Below are 18,390 nucleotides of genomic sequence, written 5' to 3'. Positions count from 1 at the left end.
AATATTTATAATATTATTTTTCTATTAATTAATATTTATATTTTAGTAAAATTAAATACATTATAAATATAAGGTTATTGGAGTTTTAAATAAAAGTTATTACCTTTTACAGTAAAACCATTCTTTTTATAAAAATTTATTCTATCACCATTAATATCCCCTTCAGAAATAGAATTAGTTCTACTATAAAGCATTTGAGTTTTAAATTCCTTGCTTAGGGATAAATTTCCTTCTTTGAGTTTTTTATCTAATATATGGTTAAGTTCAGGTATTAAAGTTTTAATTAAATATTGAAGTGCAGTTGCACCTCTATCTGAATCTTTTTCCTTTCCAATTTCTAAAGTTTTAAGTTCAAGTACGGAAGTAAAGTTATTGCTGTATCCTAAAGTCATTTGAAGATAGTTTCCTTTTTGCGATAAAGATCTATACTCACCATAAAAACCATAAATTTTAAAGTTATTTGTAGTATAAGAAAAGTCTGGTGAATTTATATGGCAAAAAAACGCTATAGGACTTCCCTTTTTATCCTTAGAGAAGTGAAAATATGGTCTTTCTACATTTGAATAATCAATCTCACAATCCTTTAAAAATTTATTTAAATCCTTAACTACATTTATATATTTATTATAGTTTTTACAACTATTTTCTATATTTTGAATTATTTTATTGCTTATAAACAGCTGCTCTATAATAGTATCTTCAGTAGGATAGTTAATATTTGCTAGATGAATACTATCTAAAATGTCTTTAGACACAATATCTTCTAAAGAAATATAAGAAAGATCACTACACAGTATTTCATGTATATATTTACAGTTTAAGCATAAATATTTAAATCTATTTAATTTAATAGAGGTTTCAATTTTTGCATTTTCTAATATTCTATTATATTCCTTTAAAGTGTCTAAGGTTTTCTCGGTGCTATTTTTACTTATGACTGATAAAAATATATGTTTAAAAGAATACTTCATAAAAACGCTCCTTTCAAAATGGAGATATCGTTAGATTATATGAAGTATAAAGGCTTAATTATTCTTATTTTCAAATAAATTTTATAGTCATAAATGTTAACTTCATAGAATATATTTATATATTAGAAATTCTATGGAGGAAATGAACTTGATTGTAAAATTAAATGAAAGCCATAATGATGGATTAGAAAAATTTCTAAGCAAAAATAAAGAAATTAATGTTTGTATTATAGGATGTTTAGAGAAATTTGGTTTTGATGATAGATTACAAGAGATATGGGCTGAATTTGATGAAAATTACAATTATATAGCTATACTACTAAGACATAATACTCAATTTTATTTTCACTCTGTAATAGAAGATTATAATGCAGAAGGCTTTTGCGAAATCATAAATGGTTATAAAAATAAAGAGCAAATTTGGGGAGAACTTATTTCTATAACTAAGTTATTATCCATATTAACCTATGATAAAGTAAAGTTTAATCAATTTGCATATTTAGATAATTTATTATTAATGAAAGAAAATGTTTCAGTGATAAAAGCAAATTTAGAGGATGCAGAGGAAATTTATAATCTTAGAAAGACCATAGAAGAGTTTGACGATTTTAAAACATCATCTGCTAGTATCAAAGTAGCAATTAATAGTGGCTTTGGAAGAGTATATTGCATTAAGGAAAATAATAAAATTTTAGCTTCTGCAGCAACTACAGCAGAAAGTAAAGAATTAGCGATGATAGTTTCTGTTATGACTCATAGTAATCATAGAAATAAGGGCTATGCAATGAGTTGTGTTTATAAGATATGTAGGGAGCTCATAGATGAAGGAAGGATTCCTTGTTTATTTTATAATAATCCTAAAGCAAAAAATATATATAAAAACCTGGGGTTTGAGGATATAGCAGTATGGGTTATAGTTAATTTTTAAAGATGTATTTATTGAACAAACCACATTTTTCATTTTTTTATGAAAAATGTGGTTTTTAATGTTGACAAATCCAAAATTAACAAATATAATATAAATAGATGGTAATGATAATCATTTTCAATTAAATGCGATTTTCGTAAAGGGAGTGTTATTATGAACAAAGTTTCAATAATTTATTGGAGTGGTACAGGAAACACAGAAGCTATGGCTAACTTCATTGCAGAAGGTGCTAAAAATGAAGGAGCAGAAGTTGAAGTAAAAGCTGTTTCAAATGCAGTTGTTAGTGATATAGATAGTGCAGATGTGATTGCTTTAGGATGTCCTTCCATGGGAGATGAAGTTTTAGAGGAATCAGAAATGGAACCTTTTATAGAATCAATAGAAACCGCTGTAAAAGGGAAAAAAATAGCCCTATTTGGTTCATACGGATGGGGAGATGGAAAATGGATGAGAGACTGGGAAGAAAGAATGACTGGTTATGGCGCAATTGTGATAAACGAAGGATTAATTGCTAACTATACACCAGAATCAGATAAAGAAAAAGAGTGTTTAGAGCTCGGTAAAGAATTAGCAAATTAGTTTTAACATCATCAAAATATTAAGGGAGTGATTACAGTGAAGTTAGCAGTTAAAGCTTTTAGAGAAAAAATAAATACTTTAAATGATGTGGAATATATGTTTAATGTGATAGCCTATAACATTGCCCCTACAATTAAAGGGCTTAAGGCTGCTACCACTGTAACCCTATGTAATCATGATAAAAACATGTGTAATAACTGGAAAAGTTATAAGCATGAATTATTAAATAGATTAAAGGTGAAAGCCTTTGAGTTAAAAGAAACAAATAATGCAGTAGTAGTACTGTTTTATAATGAAGAATTATTAAATAATAAATTCCAAGATAAAAGAGTTACAAATTTTTTAGCACAGTTTGGTTATGAACCAAATATGACTATAGTTGAAAAACTAGAAGTATTGAAAGAAAGATATGATGTTTCGATTTGTCCTCATGAAATGGGAATATTTTTAGGATTTCCACTACAGGATGTACAAACATTTATAGAAAGTCCACATAAGGAATGTTTACTTTGTGGATATTGGAAAGTGTATTATGATAAAGACTCTGCCTTACAAACTTTTAAATACTTTGATGAAGCAAAACTAGAAATAGTAAATAGCGTTTGTCAAGGTAAAAAACTATTCGAGGCTATAGAAGTATTATCTATAGCCTCATAGGAAAATCGGTAAAACAATCTTCTTTAAATATATAATATTTTTTAGTACATGATATACAAACAAACTTATAAAATCCACAGTTTTATCTAGAAATTAGTTAAAGCTGTGGATTTTATTTTAAATAAATTAAAAGGTATAAATAGGTTTCAATTAAAATCTTATTTAGTAGGTTAAGCAACTACATTATGGACTTATATAAATTATAGAGGGAATTTGAAAAGTTTGTAGAAATATAATGTAAGTTTTATTAATTATATTTTGAATATAATTTAAATAGAAATTAAATGAAATTATAGTTAATCCTATAAAAGTAATATATTAAAATACAGGCTAATTAGTATGGTTATAAAAGTGTAGGGCGGGGAAATAATATGGTATTGCCTAAAGTTACTAATTATGATTAAAAACAATAATCGCTACATATAAAGGGTTTTAATGTAAAGACTAGAATAACAATTTCAAATGATAGTGAGAGTCTAATAAGTGAAACCCTAGTAATACTTTATTATAAGACTAGTACAAAATATTTATGATGATAAAAAAGAAGAGTTAGTTTTTTCAATAGGTTGTTAAATTAATAAAAGTAAAAGAAGTCAAAGTATAGAAAATAAGAAAATTGATTATTATAAAAGCTCTACTCCTTCATGAAAATCGTATGTACTTTAGAATATAATTGGCGATGAAAACTTTAAAGATTCTATTAAAGAATTTATAAACGAACATAAAGAAAAAACATAGATTTCAATATGTTTAAGAACTTTATAGAAGAGAGAACAGAAATAAATTTATCTAAATTTTTTGACGAATGGATCTTGGAATAAACTCCTCTAAATATCTTACTGATAAATTAGAATTTGATGAAATTTTGAAAAAACATAATAAAAAGGTATAATTAAAGGCAAATTACATTTTAATTGATATATAGTATAAAAGTTTTCAATATACATTTAATTATTTTATATTGTAAGGTTTACTTGTGAGAACTAATTAAAGTATTGAATAAATCTAAATTTTACATTGCTTTAACAGATCTACTTAAAATGTGATTTTTACTAAATATATTAATAAAGATAGGTGATAATATGTCAAAGGAAAGAGTGCAAGCAGTTATAATTGAAGAAGATAGCGTGTTACTTGGTATTGGTAAAATTGATGGGCAAATTAGACACTTTTTTATTAGTGGAAAAATACAGGAGGGAGAAACCCCAGAAGAAGCTGTAATTAGAGAACTGAGGGAGGAAGCTAATGTAGATGGGAAAATTATTTTTAATATAGTTGATAATACTTATTTAATAGATATAGGAAATCAAATTCCGATTTTGGGTTATATTTCTCAAGAAGATGATGACTTAGAATTTTCGGAAAGGACATTAGAGGATATAAAATATATATCACTAGATGACTATGAAAATTTTAAGGATATAGATGTAAAATATTTTATTTTTCTAGAGAAGAAGTGTAAAGCCTTAAATTATTATCCAATATGGTATGAAAAATTAAGGAATTTAATTGAAAATTATAAAAAGTAGCTTAATTTTTAATGGTTAATATTTATTAAGAGATTAGGAATTATAAAGAGAATTAATTCTGAGGAATTAATTCTCTTTATTTTGTTACAATATTGTAAGATTAGACTTTTAAAATGTAAGTCTGATGAATGGACTAAAAAATACTATAAATATAAAATTATAGTAGATTGTAAATGAATAAATCTAATTTATATGTATATGAGGCAGAATTTTAGGAGGCAATGGAAATGAAAAGTACAAAAAAACTTGTATCTTTAGCAATAGCATCAATGATAATATCAGGAATGCTAGTTGGATGTGGAAATATTACAGGGAGTAAAGCTGATAATTTTAACAGCTTTATAAATTATAAAATAGATGCAAATTTAAATGAAAAAGATCAAACTATAACAGCAAAGCAAAATGTTAAATTTAAAAATGTATATAAAGATGAATTAAAAGAGATATCATTTAATGTCTTTGCTGATGCTTATAATAAAAAAGAAACACAAACTGAAATGTTTAGAAACAGTAATGAAAAGATAGCAAAGGAGAACCCGGATAGAAAGCCAGAAGACTTTTTAGGAGGAATAGATATAAAATCTATTAAAAGTAGCGATGGAAAAGAATTAAAGTTTACAAAAGAAAACCAAGTGTTAAAGGTAGAATTAGAGAAAGAATTGAAGAACTCAGAAGAAGTTTCTTTTGATATAGAGTTTGAAGTAAAAATTCCTTTTGGAATGAATAGATTATCATATTATAATGATGTTTTTTCAGCAGTCCACTGGTATCCAGTAGTTGCAGTATATGACGAAAAAGAAAAGAAGTGGAATGAAATTCCTTATAGTAAAGATTTTGAAACAGACTATTTTGAGTCCTCTAATTATGAAGTAAATTTAAATGTTCCTAAAGATTTTAATGTAGGTATTACAGGAACTGAAACAGAAAAAATAGAAGGAGATAGAAAAATAGTTTCAGCTAAGGCTGAAAATACAAGAGAGTTTGTTTTCTTTGCTAGTAAAGATTACAAAAAAGTTAGTAAGACTAAAGATGGTATTACTGTGAATATTCATTATTTAAGTGAAGATGAGAAAAAAGATAAATTAATGAATGAATATATAGATGAAGCTTTTAGCGCTATTGAGTTCTTTGGTAAGAAATTTGGTAAGTATCCATATAAGGAATTTGATGTATTTGAATCATATGTCGAAGGAGTTGCTATAGAATATACAGGAGCAATACAATTAGGAAGATTTAATGTGGATGGAAATGATCCTAAAAAGAATTCAGTGTTTATTCATGAAATAGCTCACCAATGGTTTCATGGTATTATTGGAAATAATTCAGAGACAGAGTCTTTCTTAGATGAAGGCTTTGCAGACTTTTCAACATACTATTATTTAGATAAGACTCAAGGTAGTGAAAATGGCTTTGAAAGTATGTTACTTTATGAGAGTGGTCCAGCAAATAAAAAAATTACCTCTACTAATAAAGAAGTTGATGGAATGTCTAACCAAGTTTATTATGATAGAGGAAGAACAGCAATATATGAACTTTACAAAAAAGTTGGTGAAGAAAAATTTGATAAGCTTATGCAAACTTATTTCAATAAATATGAGTTTAAAAACGCTACTATAAAAGGATTAATAGAAACAATAGAAGAAGTTTGTGGTAAAGATGTGTCAGATCATTTTAATGATATAATAAATGACCCTAATTTTGATTTAAGTGATGAATATAAATTATCACCAGAAAGGCAGGCAGAATTACAAGCTAAAAGTATAAAAGAATTATATGATAGTTTATTCCAAATGGAAAGTACTCCAGAACTTTCTTTAGCTAGAATTATGCATAGAAGATTAAATGAAGAAAAAGTCGCATTAGTAAAAGCAACAGGAGTTTCAGAAAAAGAAAATATAGCACAAAATAAATTAATTGAAAAACTTACTTTACAATATGAAATGAATAATGTGAATTTTGAAGTTGTAGAAGATAATAAAGTTGATGATAATGTGATAAAAAATAGTAACTTAATAATATTAGGAAATTCATGGAATAACTCTTTTTATAAGAAAATAGAGAGTAAAATAAATAAAAAAGTTACAAAAGAAGGCTTTACTTCAGATAAAAATGTGAAAAATGAAAATATATTTGGAGCATTTATAGATAAAAATCCTGAAAATGAAAAATATTTAGCAGAAGTAATTTTCTGGAATAGTGAAATATTAGATAATGAAAGCTTTGAGAAAACTTCTCAAGATATAGTTACTAAAAGTACATCATTTGGATCAAACTTCTATGAATATATTGTGTACTCCAATAATGAAGAAAGATTACTAGATAAAAAGGAGAAAAATCCATATTCAGACTTCCTACAAATGGATTAGTTTAGATGGCGTAAGCAATGCTTATGCCATTTTTATATTCTCTAAAATTATATTTATAAATTTAGAGAAGTATTTACTTTATAAATAATAAGCTTTAATTAAATATAAAAATAGTTAGAAAGTACCCCTTGCAAATTATGAGTTAGTTTACAATTTTACTATATAGGGTTACAATAGTTGAGGAAATATATTACAATTATATTATATTAAGTTTTATTAGATATTTATAAAAGAAAATAACTAACTAAAATGCCAAATATATTTTGTGTCAGATAAAGAAGATAGATTTTTTGAACTATTAGGTTCTGATAATGTATTATAACGAAAACATACTGACACTAGCTGATTTTTAAATATGACTTACATAGGAGGATTATATTTATGGATAGCAAGGAGATTAAAGAAGAAGAAGAAAAAACTATAAGCGAGATTGCTAATTATGAAATGCATACAATTTTTATATTAGTAATAGGATTATTTTTAGATGTAGCTTATAAGTTCTTTATATTGCAGAAGCCATTTTATGAGTTTGCCATATCATTTTTTACCCTTATAATAGGAATGTTATATCTTTCTATAAAGTTATGGGGAAATGGTATAATAATGAAAACCAAAAAAATAAATGAAGTTAAAAGGATAAAATTAAGCTTATTTAAAGAAAGTATAATCATAGGAATATTTATATCCATAATTACTTATGCAATTGCTAAAGATGGGTTTAGAATACTATATCCACAAGATCTTAGAATAAGTTTTGTGTTAACTTTTATTTTAGAATCACTTTTTGTGACAGTAATAAGCTATTTTATAAAAATAATGATTGGTAAAATCTTTAAGAAGACTGTAGAATAATAGATTATAGAATAGATTTAAAAGGAATTTTAATAATTATGAGTTTAATTATAGTTATAAGATGGAATTAAAAAATCGTGACCTAAAGTCACGATTTTTTAATATATATTAAGAAACAATATATATCAAAATTATATATTTTACGTTAGAATTACTTTATCTATATTAATCATGGTATTATCCTCTAATTTTACAGTAGAATTTAAGTACCAACAAAATGATTTTTTAAGTCCTTCTTCTAAATCAATTTTAGGAATATATATATTATCTTTTATAAGCTCAGTAATATCAAGCATATAATTTATATTCCTAAAAGGAAAATATGAACGAGGGCTAAAAGGAAAATCTTCTGTATTTACTTCTCGTATTATAGGTGTTTTTCTCATTACTTTTCCACAAGTTTTTACTAGTTCTTTAAAGGTTATTATTCTAGGATGAGTAATATTATAAGATTTTCCTACTACATTACTCTTCATAGCACTTTCAAACGCTCTAACCAAATCATCAATATGGATAAATTGAGTTTTAGCATTGCCATATGGTATAGGAATAGGTTCTTGATCTAAGATTTTATCAAAAAAATAAGCTTCTCTATATAAATTATTTTCTTCACCATAAATATAGGTAGGTCTAAAAATTATAATAGGATAGTTATCTTTTTTAGATTTTTCTAGCAAATAATCTTCTGCAAGTTTTTTATTTAATCCATAATCACCAAAGTTTTTATTTTCTCCTCTTTTAAAATCTTCGGAAATTAAGTCTTGATTTTCTTTATAAACGGCGCCTGAGGAACAAAAAATATATTTTTTTAGTTTACTACTATCTATAGTTTCTATTACATTTTCTACATCTTCTTTTGTATATCCACTTATATCTAATATATAATCATAGGTTTTCCCTAAAAGTACTTTTCTTAATTCATCAATATTTTTTCTGTCGCAAATTAAATGATTTTTATATCCATGATAGTTTATTTTTCTAAGGCCTCTTGTAAGTATGTCTACATTATAACCTTTGCATATTAAATGTTTACATAAGTTGCTACTTACAAAGGTTGTACCTCCTAAAATTAAAACATTATACATTAATCTATCGCTCCTTAAATGTTTTCATTATGGACTAATAGTAATTTTATTATAAATATATTCTATGAATGTTACATAATTATGACAATCTAGTATTTTTACCATACTATAATTAGGGATATTCATAAGATAATTAGCTAACACACTATCTTTGAATAGCTATTTTAGCTAAGAATAATTAAACTATTGAATTAGAAAGTTTATTGTGATAAAATAAATACAGAATATTTTGAAAGGAGTGGTGTTTTATGAAAAAGAGAATTTTATTTGCAAAGTTAAATTTTAATAAAAACTACTCCAAGGTATGTATGGTTTTTTAATATATTAAAGATTTAAATCACTGAGAGATTTAAGAAGTTTTTAATATTTTTATGTTATGATGTGCACAATGTTTATTTAGCTATACATTATAAATTTGAACAGTTCCCTGGAGTAGTCTATAACACTATTTCAGGGTATTTTTATACCCAAAGTTAAAGTTTGGGAGGAAATAAATGAATTATAAAAAATTATATGACTTAGGATTAAATGAAGAACTATTAAAAGAAGTAGAAGAGAAGTATAGTGATTTTTATATAGGAAGAGTTGCTTTTGAAAGTAAGGGACTATATAAGGTTATAACGGAAGAAAATACAGTTATAGCTAAGGTTTTAGGAAAATTAATTTATAATTCTAATGGAAGGGCTGATTACCCAGCAGTAGGGGATTGGGTTGTATTAGATAGAGATACTGATAAAAATGGAGAAGCCATTATTTATGGTATACTAATTCGAAAAAGTAAATTTTCAAGGAAGGTTCCAGATAGAAAAATAGAAGAGCAAATAGTAGCAGTAAATATAGATTATGTGTTTATTTGTATGTCACTTAATAATGACTTTAATATAAGAAAGTTAGAAAGATATATTTCTGTAGCCTATGATAGTGGTGCAGGAGTAGTGGTTATACTTACAAAAGCAGATTTATGTGATAATGTAGAGGAAAAGCTTTTACAAGTATCATCGGTGGCTTTAGGAACAGATATTATAGTTATAAGTTCAATTTTAAATTTAGGAATAGAAGAGGTTAAAAAGTACGTTAAAAAAGGTAAAACTGTTGCTTTTTTAGGTTCTTCAGGAGTAGGGAAATCTACTTTAATAAATAGCTTATTAGGTGATGAAAAGCTAAAGACTAGTGATATTAGAGAAGGCGATGACAAAGGAAGACATACTACAACTCATAGAGAATTGATATTGATTCCTAATGGGGGAGTAGTAATAGATACTCCTGGAATGAGAGAGCTTCAAATTTATGATTCTTCTCAAGGGGTTAGTACTAGCTTTAGTGATATAGAGGAGTTAGCAGCAAGGTGTAAATTTTCAGACTGTAATCATGATACTGAACCAGGATGCCGGATTAGAAGAGCTTTAGAGGACGGAAGCTTAACTATTGAGAGATTTAATAGTTATTTAAAATTAAAAAGAGAAGCTGAGTTTATGGAAAGAAAGGTAAAAAGATCTGAAGCATTAAATTATAAGAAAAATATAATTAAGGCAAGTAAAAAGTTTTATAATGAAAAAAGAAAACACTAGTAGTTATAATTATAAATTAACGGAGGAGAAAATGGAAATTTTATATACGGCGTATTATCAATCTCCTATAGGAGTTATATCAGTTCAAGGAAATGGGGAAGGTATAGTATATATAAACTTTTTAGATGAAAGTAGAGAAGATGATGAAAACTTACCAGAAGCAATGATAGAATGTTTAACTCAATTAGATGAATATTTTAGTGGGAAAAGAAAAGACTTTAAATTAAAACTAATAGCTAATGGCACAGAGTTTCAAAAAAAAGTATGGAATGCTTTAACTACTGTTAGTTATGGAACTACTGCTTCCTATAAAGATATAGCAGAAAAAATAGATAACCCTAAGGCAGTAAGAGCTGTAGGAGGAGCAAATAATAAAAATCCTCATAGTATAATTGTTCCATGCCATAGAATAATTGGAAGTAACGGTAATTTAGTTGGATATGGCGGAGAACTTTGGAGGAAACAGTGGCTTCTAGATTTTGAAAAGAAAAATTTTTAGTGTTAAATAAGGCATCTGAAAGAAAATAGTAAAGCAAAGATGTTAGTATATTTTATATTCTACTTACAGTTGGGCTATCTTCAGAACATGACAGCGAAGTATGATGGAAAATTGGCTAAAATACTGGTATATTATTTCTTGAAGATGACCAAATTAATGATATAATAATAGTGTAAATATTTATGAAATTTCGGAGGTAATATGTAAAATGAGAATTTCTGTTTTTAACTAGCCAAATTTAATATTTTCTAAAGGAATAATTTATAAAATTACCTTAGGCATCTTTTTTATGTGCCTTAATATAGAGGTTTATTTATTATGCATTCTTTTAGATTAGGTTGTTAAGAACAGAGGTTTATAATGATTTTAAGAATATTATGCTCTAAATTTAAGATTTATTAAAGCATAATAAGTCATAAGTAGACGTAGGTTTATTTATGACTTTTTTTATTTCTAAATGAAGAAAAAATATATTTATATTTGAATAAGAAAGATTTTTATTAATAATCAACTTAATAAAAGTTTATTATTAGTATGAATTAATTATAGATTTAGAATTAAAAACAAGATGTTCTTAATAGCCAAAGATAAAGCATCTTATAAAGATGTGTAGCTTTGAGGAGGAATATTTATGTTGTTATCTTTTAAAAATATAAAAAAAGATTTTGATAATGTAGAAGTATTAAAGGACATTAGTTTAGATATAAAGAAAAATAAAATATTAGGGATTGTAGGAAGAAACGGTGCAGGGAAGAGCACTTTAGTTGATATTATTTTTGGACTATCAGAAAAAGACGAAGGAAAGATACTTTTTCACCAACCAGAAATTAAGGCAGCTTATCTTAGGCAGAATGGTTCTTATGAACTTAATATATTATGTAAGGCAAATAGTAAAAAAGATAAAGATATAACTTTAAATTATAATATGCTTGAATTTACTAGTGAATTAGGACTTGAAAAATTTTATACTTGGGATAATGTTAGGCTTGACAATTTAAGTGGGGGAGAGAGAACTAAAGTATCTCTAGCTAATATTTGGAATTTTAAGCCACAGCTTTTAATTTTAGATGAACCTACAAATAATATGGATTTCAAAGGAGTTAACTGGCTTTTAAGTGAACTTGAAAAATTTAATGGATCAGTAATTATCATATCTCATGATAGATACTTTTTAGATAAAGCTGTGGATGAAATTATAGAAATAGAAGATGGAAAGTCTATAATTTTTGAGGGCAACTATAGTTTCTATAAGGAAGAAAAAGAACGTAGATTTAAGGCACAACTTAAACAGTATAAGGAAGAACAAAGTTATAGAGAAAAGATTGAGGAAGATATTGACAATTTAAAGAATTGGTCAGAAAAGGCTCATAGAGAATCTAGAAAAAAAGCACTTGCAACGGGAAATAAGATGGGAGGAAAAGAGTATTTTAGAGTTAAAGCTAAAAAGAAAGATGTGCAAGTTAAATCTAAAATTAAAAAATTAGAAAAATTAAAAGTAGACGGTGTGGAAAAACCTAAAGAAGATAAAAAAATATATTTTGAATTTAACTCTAATGCAAAAGGAGGAAAGAGACTTTTAGAATTTAAAAATGTAAGCAAGGCTTTTGGAAAAAATGTATTATTTAATAATTCTAGCTTTTACATTAATAGAGGAGAAAAGATAGGAATTTTTGGTGAAAATGGTACTGGTAAAAGTACTCTTATAAAAATAATAATTGGTGAAGAAAAACTAAATAACGGAGAAATGTGGATTAGTGATTCACTTGAAATTGCATATTTAAGCCAAAATGTAGTAGATTTAGATAGTGAAATCACTCCATTAGAACTAATAGGTGAACTTCCACGAGATAATATGGGGAAGGTAAGGACTATGTTATTTAATATGGGTTTAAGCAATAGAATTTTAGATACAAAAATAAAATATTTAAGCTTTGGGGAAAAAATGAAAGTAAAGCTAGCGGGATTCATATTGAAAAATTATCCATTAATTATCTTAGATGAACCAGAAAATCATATTGATTTACCAAGTAGAGAACAATTAGAAGAAGCATTGATAAATTATGAAGGTACAGTAATAATTGTCTCTCATGATAGATATATGATGGAAAAAGTTTGTAATAAGATGATAGTAATAGAAAATAAAATGATTAAAAGATATGAGAAAAATATTAAAGATATAAATTTAATGGAAAGTCATAATAGTTTAACTAATGATGAATTAAAATCAAAGCTTATGGTAATTGAAAATAAAATTGCTGAAGTGTTAGGAAAGTTAAGTATGATTGCAAATAAAGATGAAAAATATTTAGAACTAGAACAACAGTTTAATATTCTTCTAAAGGAAAAATCTATATTAATGGATAGAATTAAAAGCAAATAATTATAGTTAAAGAGCATGAAAATAGTGATAGATTTTAATTAAAATCTATCACTATTTTATGTATTAAGGCTAAAAGGGTTTTAGGTTATATTAAAAGAGTATTATAAATTAATAGAATAAGGTATCTTCAAAAAATAATAGACCAGTATGTTAGCCTATTTTCCATCATACTGCGTTGTCAGAACCCGCCATAGCACCACTATGGGCAGGTTCTGACGCCTTGTCTGATATAAAATATACTAACATCTTTGGTTTATTATTTTCTTTCAGATGCTAAATATGAATTAAATATTAAAAATATTAAAATTATTATAGTTAGCAAAAAAATATTTTTAAAGCTCTAGAACATATTAGTATATTGACTAGCTATTTTTGAAAAAAATTTATATAAAATTAAAAATCTATGGAGTTTAGTGGTAAATATAAAAATTACTATTAGATTCTTTTTTTGTTTATTAGAATAATTTATGAGATTTTACATTTTTACGTTAATTACTATTAGTTACATATATGTATATAATATGATTTTTATTTTTTGTTTGTATACAATTACATGAACTTTTCTCTAAAAAAATTATAAATTCGACGTGTTTTTTGTCAAAAAAGGTTGATTTTTAAAAACTATGAGTGTATTATAAAACAATACTGACTAGTCAGTACAATAAACTACGGAGAGGTGATTGCATGAAAGTTACACAGGTAACTAAAAGAGATCTTAACAAAATAAAAAAGAATGTCTTTAAGGTTTTAGTAGCCTTAGGAATTTGTGTTATTCCTGTTATTTATGGATTTACTTATTTAGCTGGATCATGGGATCCATATAATAATTTAGATAAAATGAAGGTTGCTGTAGTAAATGAAGACAATGGCTATATGAGAGAAGACAAAAGATATAATTTTGGGCAAGATTTAGTTGACAAGCTAAATGAAGATAAAAATTTAGATTGGCAGTTTGTATCTTTAGAAGAAGCAAATAAAGGTATGGAAGATAAAGAATACTATGCTATGATTCAAATACCTGAAAACTTCTCAAAAGAAATGTTTACTCCCATAGACGACAAAGAAGTGAAAGAACCAGTAATATATTTTACTTCTAATAAGAAAAAAGGATATGTTTCAAATAAAACGGTAGATGTGGCAATGGACACAGTACAAAAGAATTTAAATCAATCTGTATCCCTTAAGGCTACTGCTAGAGTTGTGGATAAAGTATATGACACTAAAAACAAATTGGTAAAAGCAGTTGACGGTAGTAAAGAATTAAATAAGGGAATGGAAGGCCTTAATGAAGGAGTTAAAAAAATAAAAGATGGTACAGATCTTTTAACAGGAAAAGTTCCTGAAGTAAAAGAAGGCGTAGAAAATTTATATAATGGTGTAGTTCTTATAGATGACAACATTGATATGCTAAACAAGAAATTTAAAAATGTAGAACATATGTTAAATGAGAATTTAGATTCAATAGATAAAGCAAGCTTAGATAAATTAATAAATGATGCTTATCAACTTGAAAATGGTTTGGCACAAATTGATATGGAAAAAATAAATGCTACATTGTCAAATCCAATGATTCAAAAAGTATTAAGTAACCCAGAAGCATTACAGGGTGAAATTAATGAATTAAATAATAAAATTGATAAGATTTTAGCTATAACTAACAGTTCAGAAGTTGCTAATGCATTACAAACTCTTTCTTCAGTAGGAGAAAAATTAAATCAAATACAATCTTCAGGAATATTAAATCAAACAGCAGCAATAGCAAATAATAAAGATGGATTGTTAAAACTGATAGGATCACTTCAAGCAAATGGAGCTATAACAGAAGAACAAGGAAAATTGCTTATGGGCTCTGTTATGGTAACTAGTACTGTTAATAATGAAGCAGGTAATTTAGAGTCAATTTCAAAGACAATTAATGGATTAAACATCAATCCTCAAGATATACAAAAAATAAATGATACATTGATAAATGCTAAGGGTTCACTTAATGCTATAGCACCAATGTTATCATCAGAAAATATGAGTAATTTAACAGCTGTAAAATCTTTAATACCACAAGTTAATGAAATAAAATCAGATATTCAAAAGAACCAAGGAAATATACAAGCTGCAAAACATGCAGTAGCACAAGGTAAAGAATATTTAACTCTATTACCAAGCTTGTCAGAAAAACTTGATATGTTTAGTGAAGGATCTAATAAATTAAGAACAGGTGTTGAATCAATGTATAATAAGATTCCTTCAGCATTAGAAAGTGTAAATAAATTATCAGGAGGAACATCTGAGCTATATGATGGATCAACAAAAATTAGAGAAGGGTCTAAAAAACTAGCTACTGAGTTAGAAGATGGTGTAAAAGAGTCTGATAAAGTTCTAATTCATAATAGCGAAGAACTTTCAAAATTTATGGAAGAACCAGCAAAGGTAGAGAAAACATTCTTAGGAAATGTTGAAACTTATGGTGAAGGATTAGCGCCATATTTAATTCCATTATCATTATGGGTAGGAGCGTTAGTTAGTTTCTTCTTAGTAAAAGAGAAAGTAGATGAAGACTTAAAAGATACTAACAAAGTATCAATAGTTTTAGGAAAGTTTATGTCCTATGCTTTAATAGGTATAGTACAGTCAGTAATACTTAGTACAATGCTTTTAGTATTAGGAATAAAACCAGATAATATAGCCTTATACTATTCTTTAAATGCCTTACTTTCATTAACATTTATGGCAGCACTTCAATTCTTAATATTTACATTTGGAGATATAGGAAAATTTTTAGGTATAGTAGCCTTAGTTGTGCAATTAGTAAGTTGTTCAGGAACATTTGCTGTTGAAACTTTACCAAAAGTATTTTCAGTAATACATCCATTTGTACCATTCACTTATGCTGTTGATTTATTAAGAGAAGTATTAGCAGGACCAAATATGAGTATAGTTATTAAAGATTCGCTTATCTTAGGAGGATTTTTAATTGGATTTATTCTATTAACAATAATCTTTAAAGATAAATTAAGTGAAAAAGTAAAAGATGGAATTGAAGAAGCTTTAATAGATTAGTACTTATGTAGTATAATTAATGTTAAATTATCCATTGGGATTTTGGGAGGAGAATATGAGTAAGACAAGGGAAACTATCTTAAACTCTGCAATAAAGGTTTTTTCGACAAAAGGTTATGATGGAGCCACAATGGATGACGTAGCCATTGTTGGAGGAGTAGCCAAAGGAACATTATATTACCATTTTAAAAGTAAAGAAGAGCTTTTTAAATATGTTATAGATGAAGGCATAAAAAGTATGGAAGAAAAAAGCTCAAGCGTGTTATCTCTTGAACAAGAACCTATTGACAAGATAAGAGCATTAATTAAAATACAATTAGAAATAGTACATGAGTATAAAGATTTTTTTAGAGTTGCGCTAAGTGAGCTATGGGGAAATGAAGAAAGACAAAAAGATCTTAGAATTACCATTAAAGAACACATAGAATATTTATCGAATCATATTAAAAAAGCTATAGAAGCTGGAGTAATAGAAAAAAATGATTCTGAGTTTTTAACATATACCTTCTTTGGAGGACTATGTACTCTAGCTATATATGATATAATCAATGAAGACAAATATGATGTAAATGAATTAACTGAAAAACTTATAGCGTATATATCAAAAGGAATAAGTTTAAGCAAATAATATAATACCCCTAGGATATTAACTAAATTAGATAATATCCTAGGGGTATTTTTTAGATTATAAGGATACAATGTGAAAACTTAATATATACTGTGGAAAATAAATTTTTTATAAAAATAGTTTAAATTCTTAGAAATTAAGGACTAATAATTAAAAATGAAAAATTTAGGATGAAATTCACTGCTAGTGAATTTCTAAAATGGAATTTATTTTGAAAAACTCCAAAGACTTTGACAATGGAGTTTTAACTATAATTCTTCATTCTTAATTTTTAATTCATGGTAAAAATTTTATTATGGAAATTAAAATCATGCATAAGTTAAATTTTAATTAAGGAATCCTATAAAATCTTAGTTTGATTTATCTCTTACTATTTTGTAAGTCTAAAATTCATTTAACTGTAAGATTGAATATTTATAATAGATTTATAAAATGAGGGGGAGAGTAGAATGAAAAAAACCAGTGAAATATTTTGGCTAATACTAGGAATGGTATTCATATTTAATCCATATAAAGATTATTCTGAAGTATTAGAAGTAGATAATAAATTAGTTTTAGTAAATAGAAAATATAAACTTTCTAATAAGTATATTCCAAAAGAATTGCAAAAACCAAATATTAGATTTTCAGATAATATGCTAAAGGAAGAAAAGCTTATGACTAAAGAAAGCGGCAAGGCTTTAGAAGAATTAATGTTAGAAGCTGAAAAGGAGGAGGGGATAATACTTTATGCAATATCAGGCTATCGCTGTTATAATACACAGAATAATCTTTATAAGCATAGAGTTAAAATATTAGGTATGGAAGAAGCTGATAAATATGTAGCTAAGGCTGGACATAGTGAACATCAAACAGGATTAGCAATGGACTTAACTAATAGGGAAGGATTAAATAAATTTTTAAATGATGATTTTGGAAAAACCACTGAAGGAATATGGATTAGGGAAAATGCTCATAGATTTGGGTTCATAATAAGATATCCTAGAAATAAAGAACATATAACTGGATATGGTTATGAACCGTGGCATATTAGATATGTAGGAAAAAAAGTAGCAGAAGAAATTTATAATAATAATTTGGTTTTAGAGGAGTATATAAAATTATGTAATTTTTAATTTACATTTATATAAGTTATACCAGTTGCTAATATAAAAGCTTTAACTTATATATAGAATTTGAAGGTTATACTAATGTTATAATATATTTAGTCATATTAAAAAATAACTAGTCATATATTTATATATTTTGTGGAATATGGGTCGTAAGAATCCAAAGATAACCTAGCGACTATTGA

General features: G+C 26.2%; 14 protein-coding genes. 12 read left to right on the top strand and 2 right to left on the bottom strand.

The features are described 5' to 3' along the window. Nucleotides 1-74 precede the first annotated feature (74 nt). Entirely contained in the window at nucleotides 75-971 is an 897-nt protein-coding gene (locus B3603_RS05600; RefSeq protein ID WP_291561763.1) for a hypothetical protein, read from the bottom strand. 148 nt (nucleotides 972-1,119) lie between these two features. On the opposite strand from B3603_RS05600, the gene B3603_RS05595 reads away from it, so the two are divergent. From B3603_RS05595 to B3603_RS05570, 6 genes are all read left to right on the top strand, one after another. Further along, nucleotides 1,120-1,899: a GNAT family N-acetyltransferase gene (locus tag B3603_RS05595; RefSeq protein ID WP_291561762.1), complete on the top strand. Its 780-nt coding sequence runs from the start codon at nucleotides 1,120-1,122 to the stop codon at nucleotides 1,897-1,899. Between the two features lie 153 nt (nucleotides 1,900-2,052). Continuing rightward, nucleotides 2,053-2,478, top strand: coding sequence for a flavodoxin (locus B3603_RS05590; RefSeq protein WP_291561759.1), 426 nt, complete (start codon nucleotides 2,053-2,055; stop codon nucleotides 2,476-2,478). A gap of 36 nt (nucleotides 2,479-2,514) precedes the next feature. Further along, nucleotides 2,515-3,135, top strand: a complete 621-nt coding sequence (locus B3603_RS05585; RefSeq protein WP_291561757.1) for a DUF3793 family protein — start codon at nucleotides 2,515-2,517, stop codon at nucleotides 3,133-3,135. 1,082 nt (nucleotides 3,136-4,217) lie between these two features. Next, nucleotides 4,218-4,664 (top strand): NUDIX domain-containing protein, encoded by a 447-nt coding sequence (locus B3603_RS05580; protein WP_291561755.1) that lies wholly within the window; start codon nucleotides 4,218-4,220, stop codon nucleotides 4,662-4,664. Nucleotides 4,665-4,891: 227 nt separating this feature from the next. Then, nucleotides 4,892-7,030 (top strand): M1 family metallopeptidase, encoded by a 2,139-nt coding sequence (locus B3603_RS05575; protein ID WP_291561753.1) that lies wholly within the window; start codon nucleotides 4,892-4,894, stop codon nucleotides 7,028-7,030. Between the two features lie 381 nt (nucleotides 7,031-7,411). Next, on the top strand, nucleotides 7,412-7,882 hold the full coding sequence (locus B3603_RS05570) for a hypothetical protein (protein WP_291561751.1): 471 nt from the start codon (nucleotides 7,412-7,414) through the stop codon (nucleotides 7,880-7,882). A gap of 140 nt (nucleotides 7,883-8,022) precedes the next feature. Here B3603_RS05570 and B3603_RS05565 read toward each other — a convergent pair whose 3' ends face one another. Beyond that, a complete protein-coding gene (locus tag B3603_RS05565) occupies nucleotides 8,023-8,967 on the bottom strand; it encodes an NAD-dependent epimerase/dehydratase family protein (RefSeq protein ID WP_291561749.1) in 945 nt (314 codons plus the stop codon). 494 nt (nucleotides 8,968-9,461) lie between these two features. Between B3603_RS05565 and rsgA the strand changes: the two genes are divergently transcribed. The 6 genes from rsgA to B3603_RS05535 all read left to right on the top strand — a co-directional run bounded on the left by rsgA (nucleotide 9,462) and on the right by B3603_RS05535 (nucleotide 18,211). Then, nucleotides 9,462-10,535 carry a ribosome small subunit-dependent GTPase A gene (gene rsgA, locus B3603_RS05560; protein WP_291561746.1) on the top strand — a complete coding sequence of 358 codons (1,074 nt, stop codon included), beginning with the start codon at nucleotides 9,462-9,464 and terminating at the stop codon, nucleotides 10,533-10,535. Nucleotides 10,536-10,566: 31 nt separating this feature from the next. After that, nucleotides 10,567-11,034 carry a methylated-DNA--[protein]-cysteine S-methyltransferase gene (locus tag B3603_RS05555; protein WP_291561744.1) on the top strand — a complete coding sequence of 156 codons (468 nt, stop codon included), beginning with the start codon at nucleotides 10,567-10,569 and terminating at the stop codon, nucleotides 11,032-11,034. A 631-nt stretch (nucleotides 11,035-11,665) separates the two neighbouring features. Beyond that, on the top strand, nucleotides 11,666-13,414 hold the full coding sequence (abc-f, locus tag B3603_RS05550) for a ribosomal protection-like ABC-F family protein (RefSeq protein ID WP_291561742.1): 1,749 nt from the start codon (nucleotides 11,666-11,668) through the stop codon (nucleotides 13,412-13,414). Between the two features lie 684 nt (nucleotides 13,415-14,098). Beyond that, nucleotides 14,099-16,468 (top strand): YhgE/Pip domain-containing protein, encoded by a 2,370-nt coding sequence (locus tag B3603_RS05545; RefSeq protein WP_291561739.1) that lies wholly within the window; start codon nucleotides 14,099-14,101, stop codon nucleotides 16,466-16,468. A 55-nt stretch (nucleotides 16,469-16,523) separates the two neighbouring features. Beyond that, nucleotides 16,524-17,096 (top strand): TetR/AcrR family transcriptional regulator, encoded by a 573-nt coding sequence (locus tag B3603_RS05540; RefSeq protein ID WP_291561737.1) that lies wholly within the window; start codon nucleotides 16,524-16,526, stop codon nucleotides 17,094-17,096. 449 nt (nucleotides 17,097-17,545) lie between these two features. Continuing rightward, nucleotides 17,546-18,211, top strand: a complete 666-nt coding sequence (locus B3603_RS05535) for a M15 family metallopeptidase (protein ID WP_291561735.1) — start codon at nucleotides 17,546-17,548, stop codon at nucleotides 18,209-18,211. The last annotated feature ends 179 nt before the right edge of the window (nucleotides 18,212-18,390 follow it).

Source organism: Clostridium sp. UBA2485 (genome assembly GCF_002341865.1).
Classification (GTDB): domain Bacteria; phylum Bacillota; class Clostridia; order Clostridiales; family Clostridiaceae; genus Clostridium_J.
The sequence above is the reverse complement of the archived record's forward strand: the minus strand, read 5'-3'. Positions and strand labels throughout refer to the sequence as shown.

Excerpts from the sequence above, each read along its gene's own strand:
- rsgA (WP_291561746.1), top strand. The coding sequence starts at position 9,462 with ATGAATTATAAAAAATTATATGACTTAGGATTAAATGAAGAACTATTA.
- B3603_RS05580 (WP_291561755.1), top strand. The coding sequence starts at position 4,218 with ATGTCAAAGGAAAGAGTGCAAGCAGTTATAATTGAAGAAGATAGCGTG.
- B3603_RS05590 (WP_291561759.1), top strand. The coding sequence starts at position 2,053 with ATGAACAAAGTTTCAATAATTTATTGGAGTGGTACAGGAAACACAGAA.
- B3603_RS05575 (WP_291561753.1), top strand. The coding sequence starts at position 4,892 with ATGAAAAGTACAAAAAAACTTGTATCTTTAGCAATAGCATCAATGATA.
- abc-f (WP_291561742.1), top strand. The coding sequence starts at position 11,666 with ATGTTGTTATCTTTTAAAAATATAAAAAAAGATTTTGATAATGTAGAA.
- B3603_RS05545 (WP_291561739.1), top strand. The coding sequence starts at position 14,099 with ATGAAAGTTACACAGGTAACTAAAAGAGATCTTAACAAAATAAAAAAG.
- B3603_RS05540 (WP_291561737.1), top strand. The coding sequence starts at position 16,524 with ATGAGTAAGACAAGGGAAACTATCTTAAACTCTGCAATAAAGGTTTTT.
- B3603_RS05535 (WP_291561735.1), top strand. The coding sequence starts at position 17,546 with ATGAAAAAAACCAGTGAAATATTTTGGCTAATACTAGGAATGGTATTC.
- B3603_RS05555 (WP_291561744.1), top strand. The coding sequence starts at position 10,567 with ATGGAAATTTTATATACGGCGTATTATCAATCTCCTATAGGAGTTATA.
- B3603_RS05570 (WP_291561751.1), top strand. The coding sequence starts at position 7,412 with ATGGATAGCAAGGAGATTAAAGAAGAAGAAGAAAAAACTATAAGCGAG.
- B3603_RS05600 (WP_291561763.1), bottom strand. The coding sequence starts at position 971 with ATGAAGTATTCTTTTAAACATATATTTTTATCAGTCATAAGTAAAAAT.
- B3603_RS05565 (WP_291561749.1), bottom strand. The coding sequence starts at position 8,967 with ATGTATAATGTTTTAATTTTAGGAGGTACAACCTTTGTAAGTAGCAAC.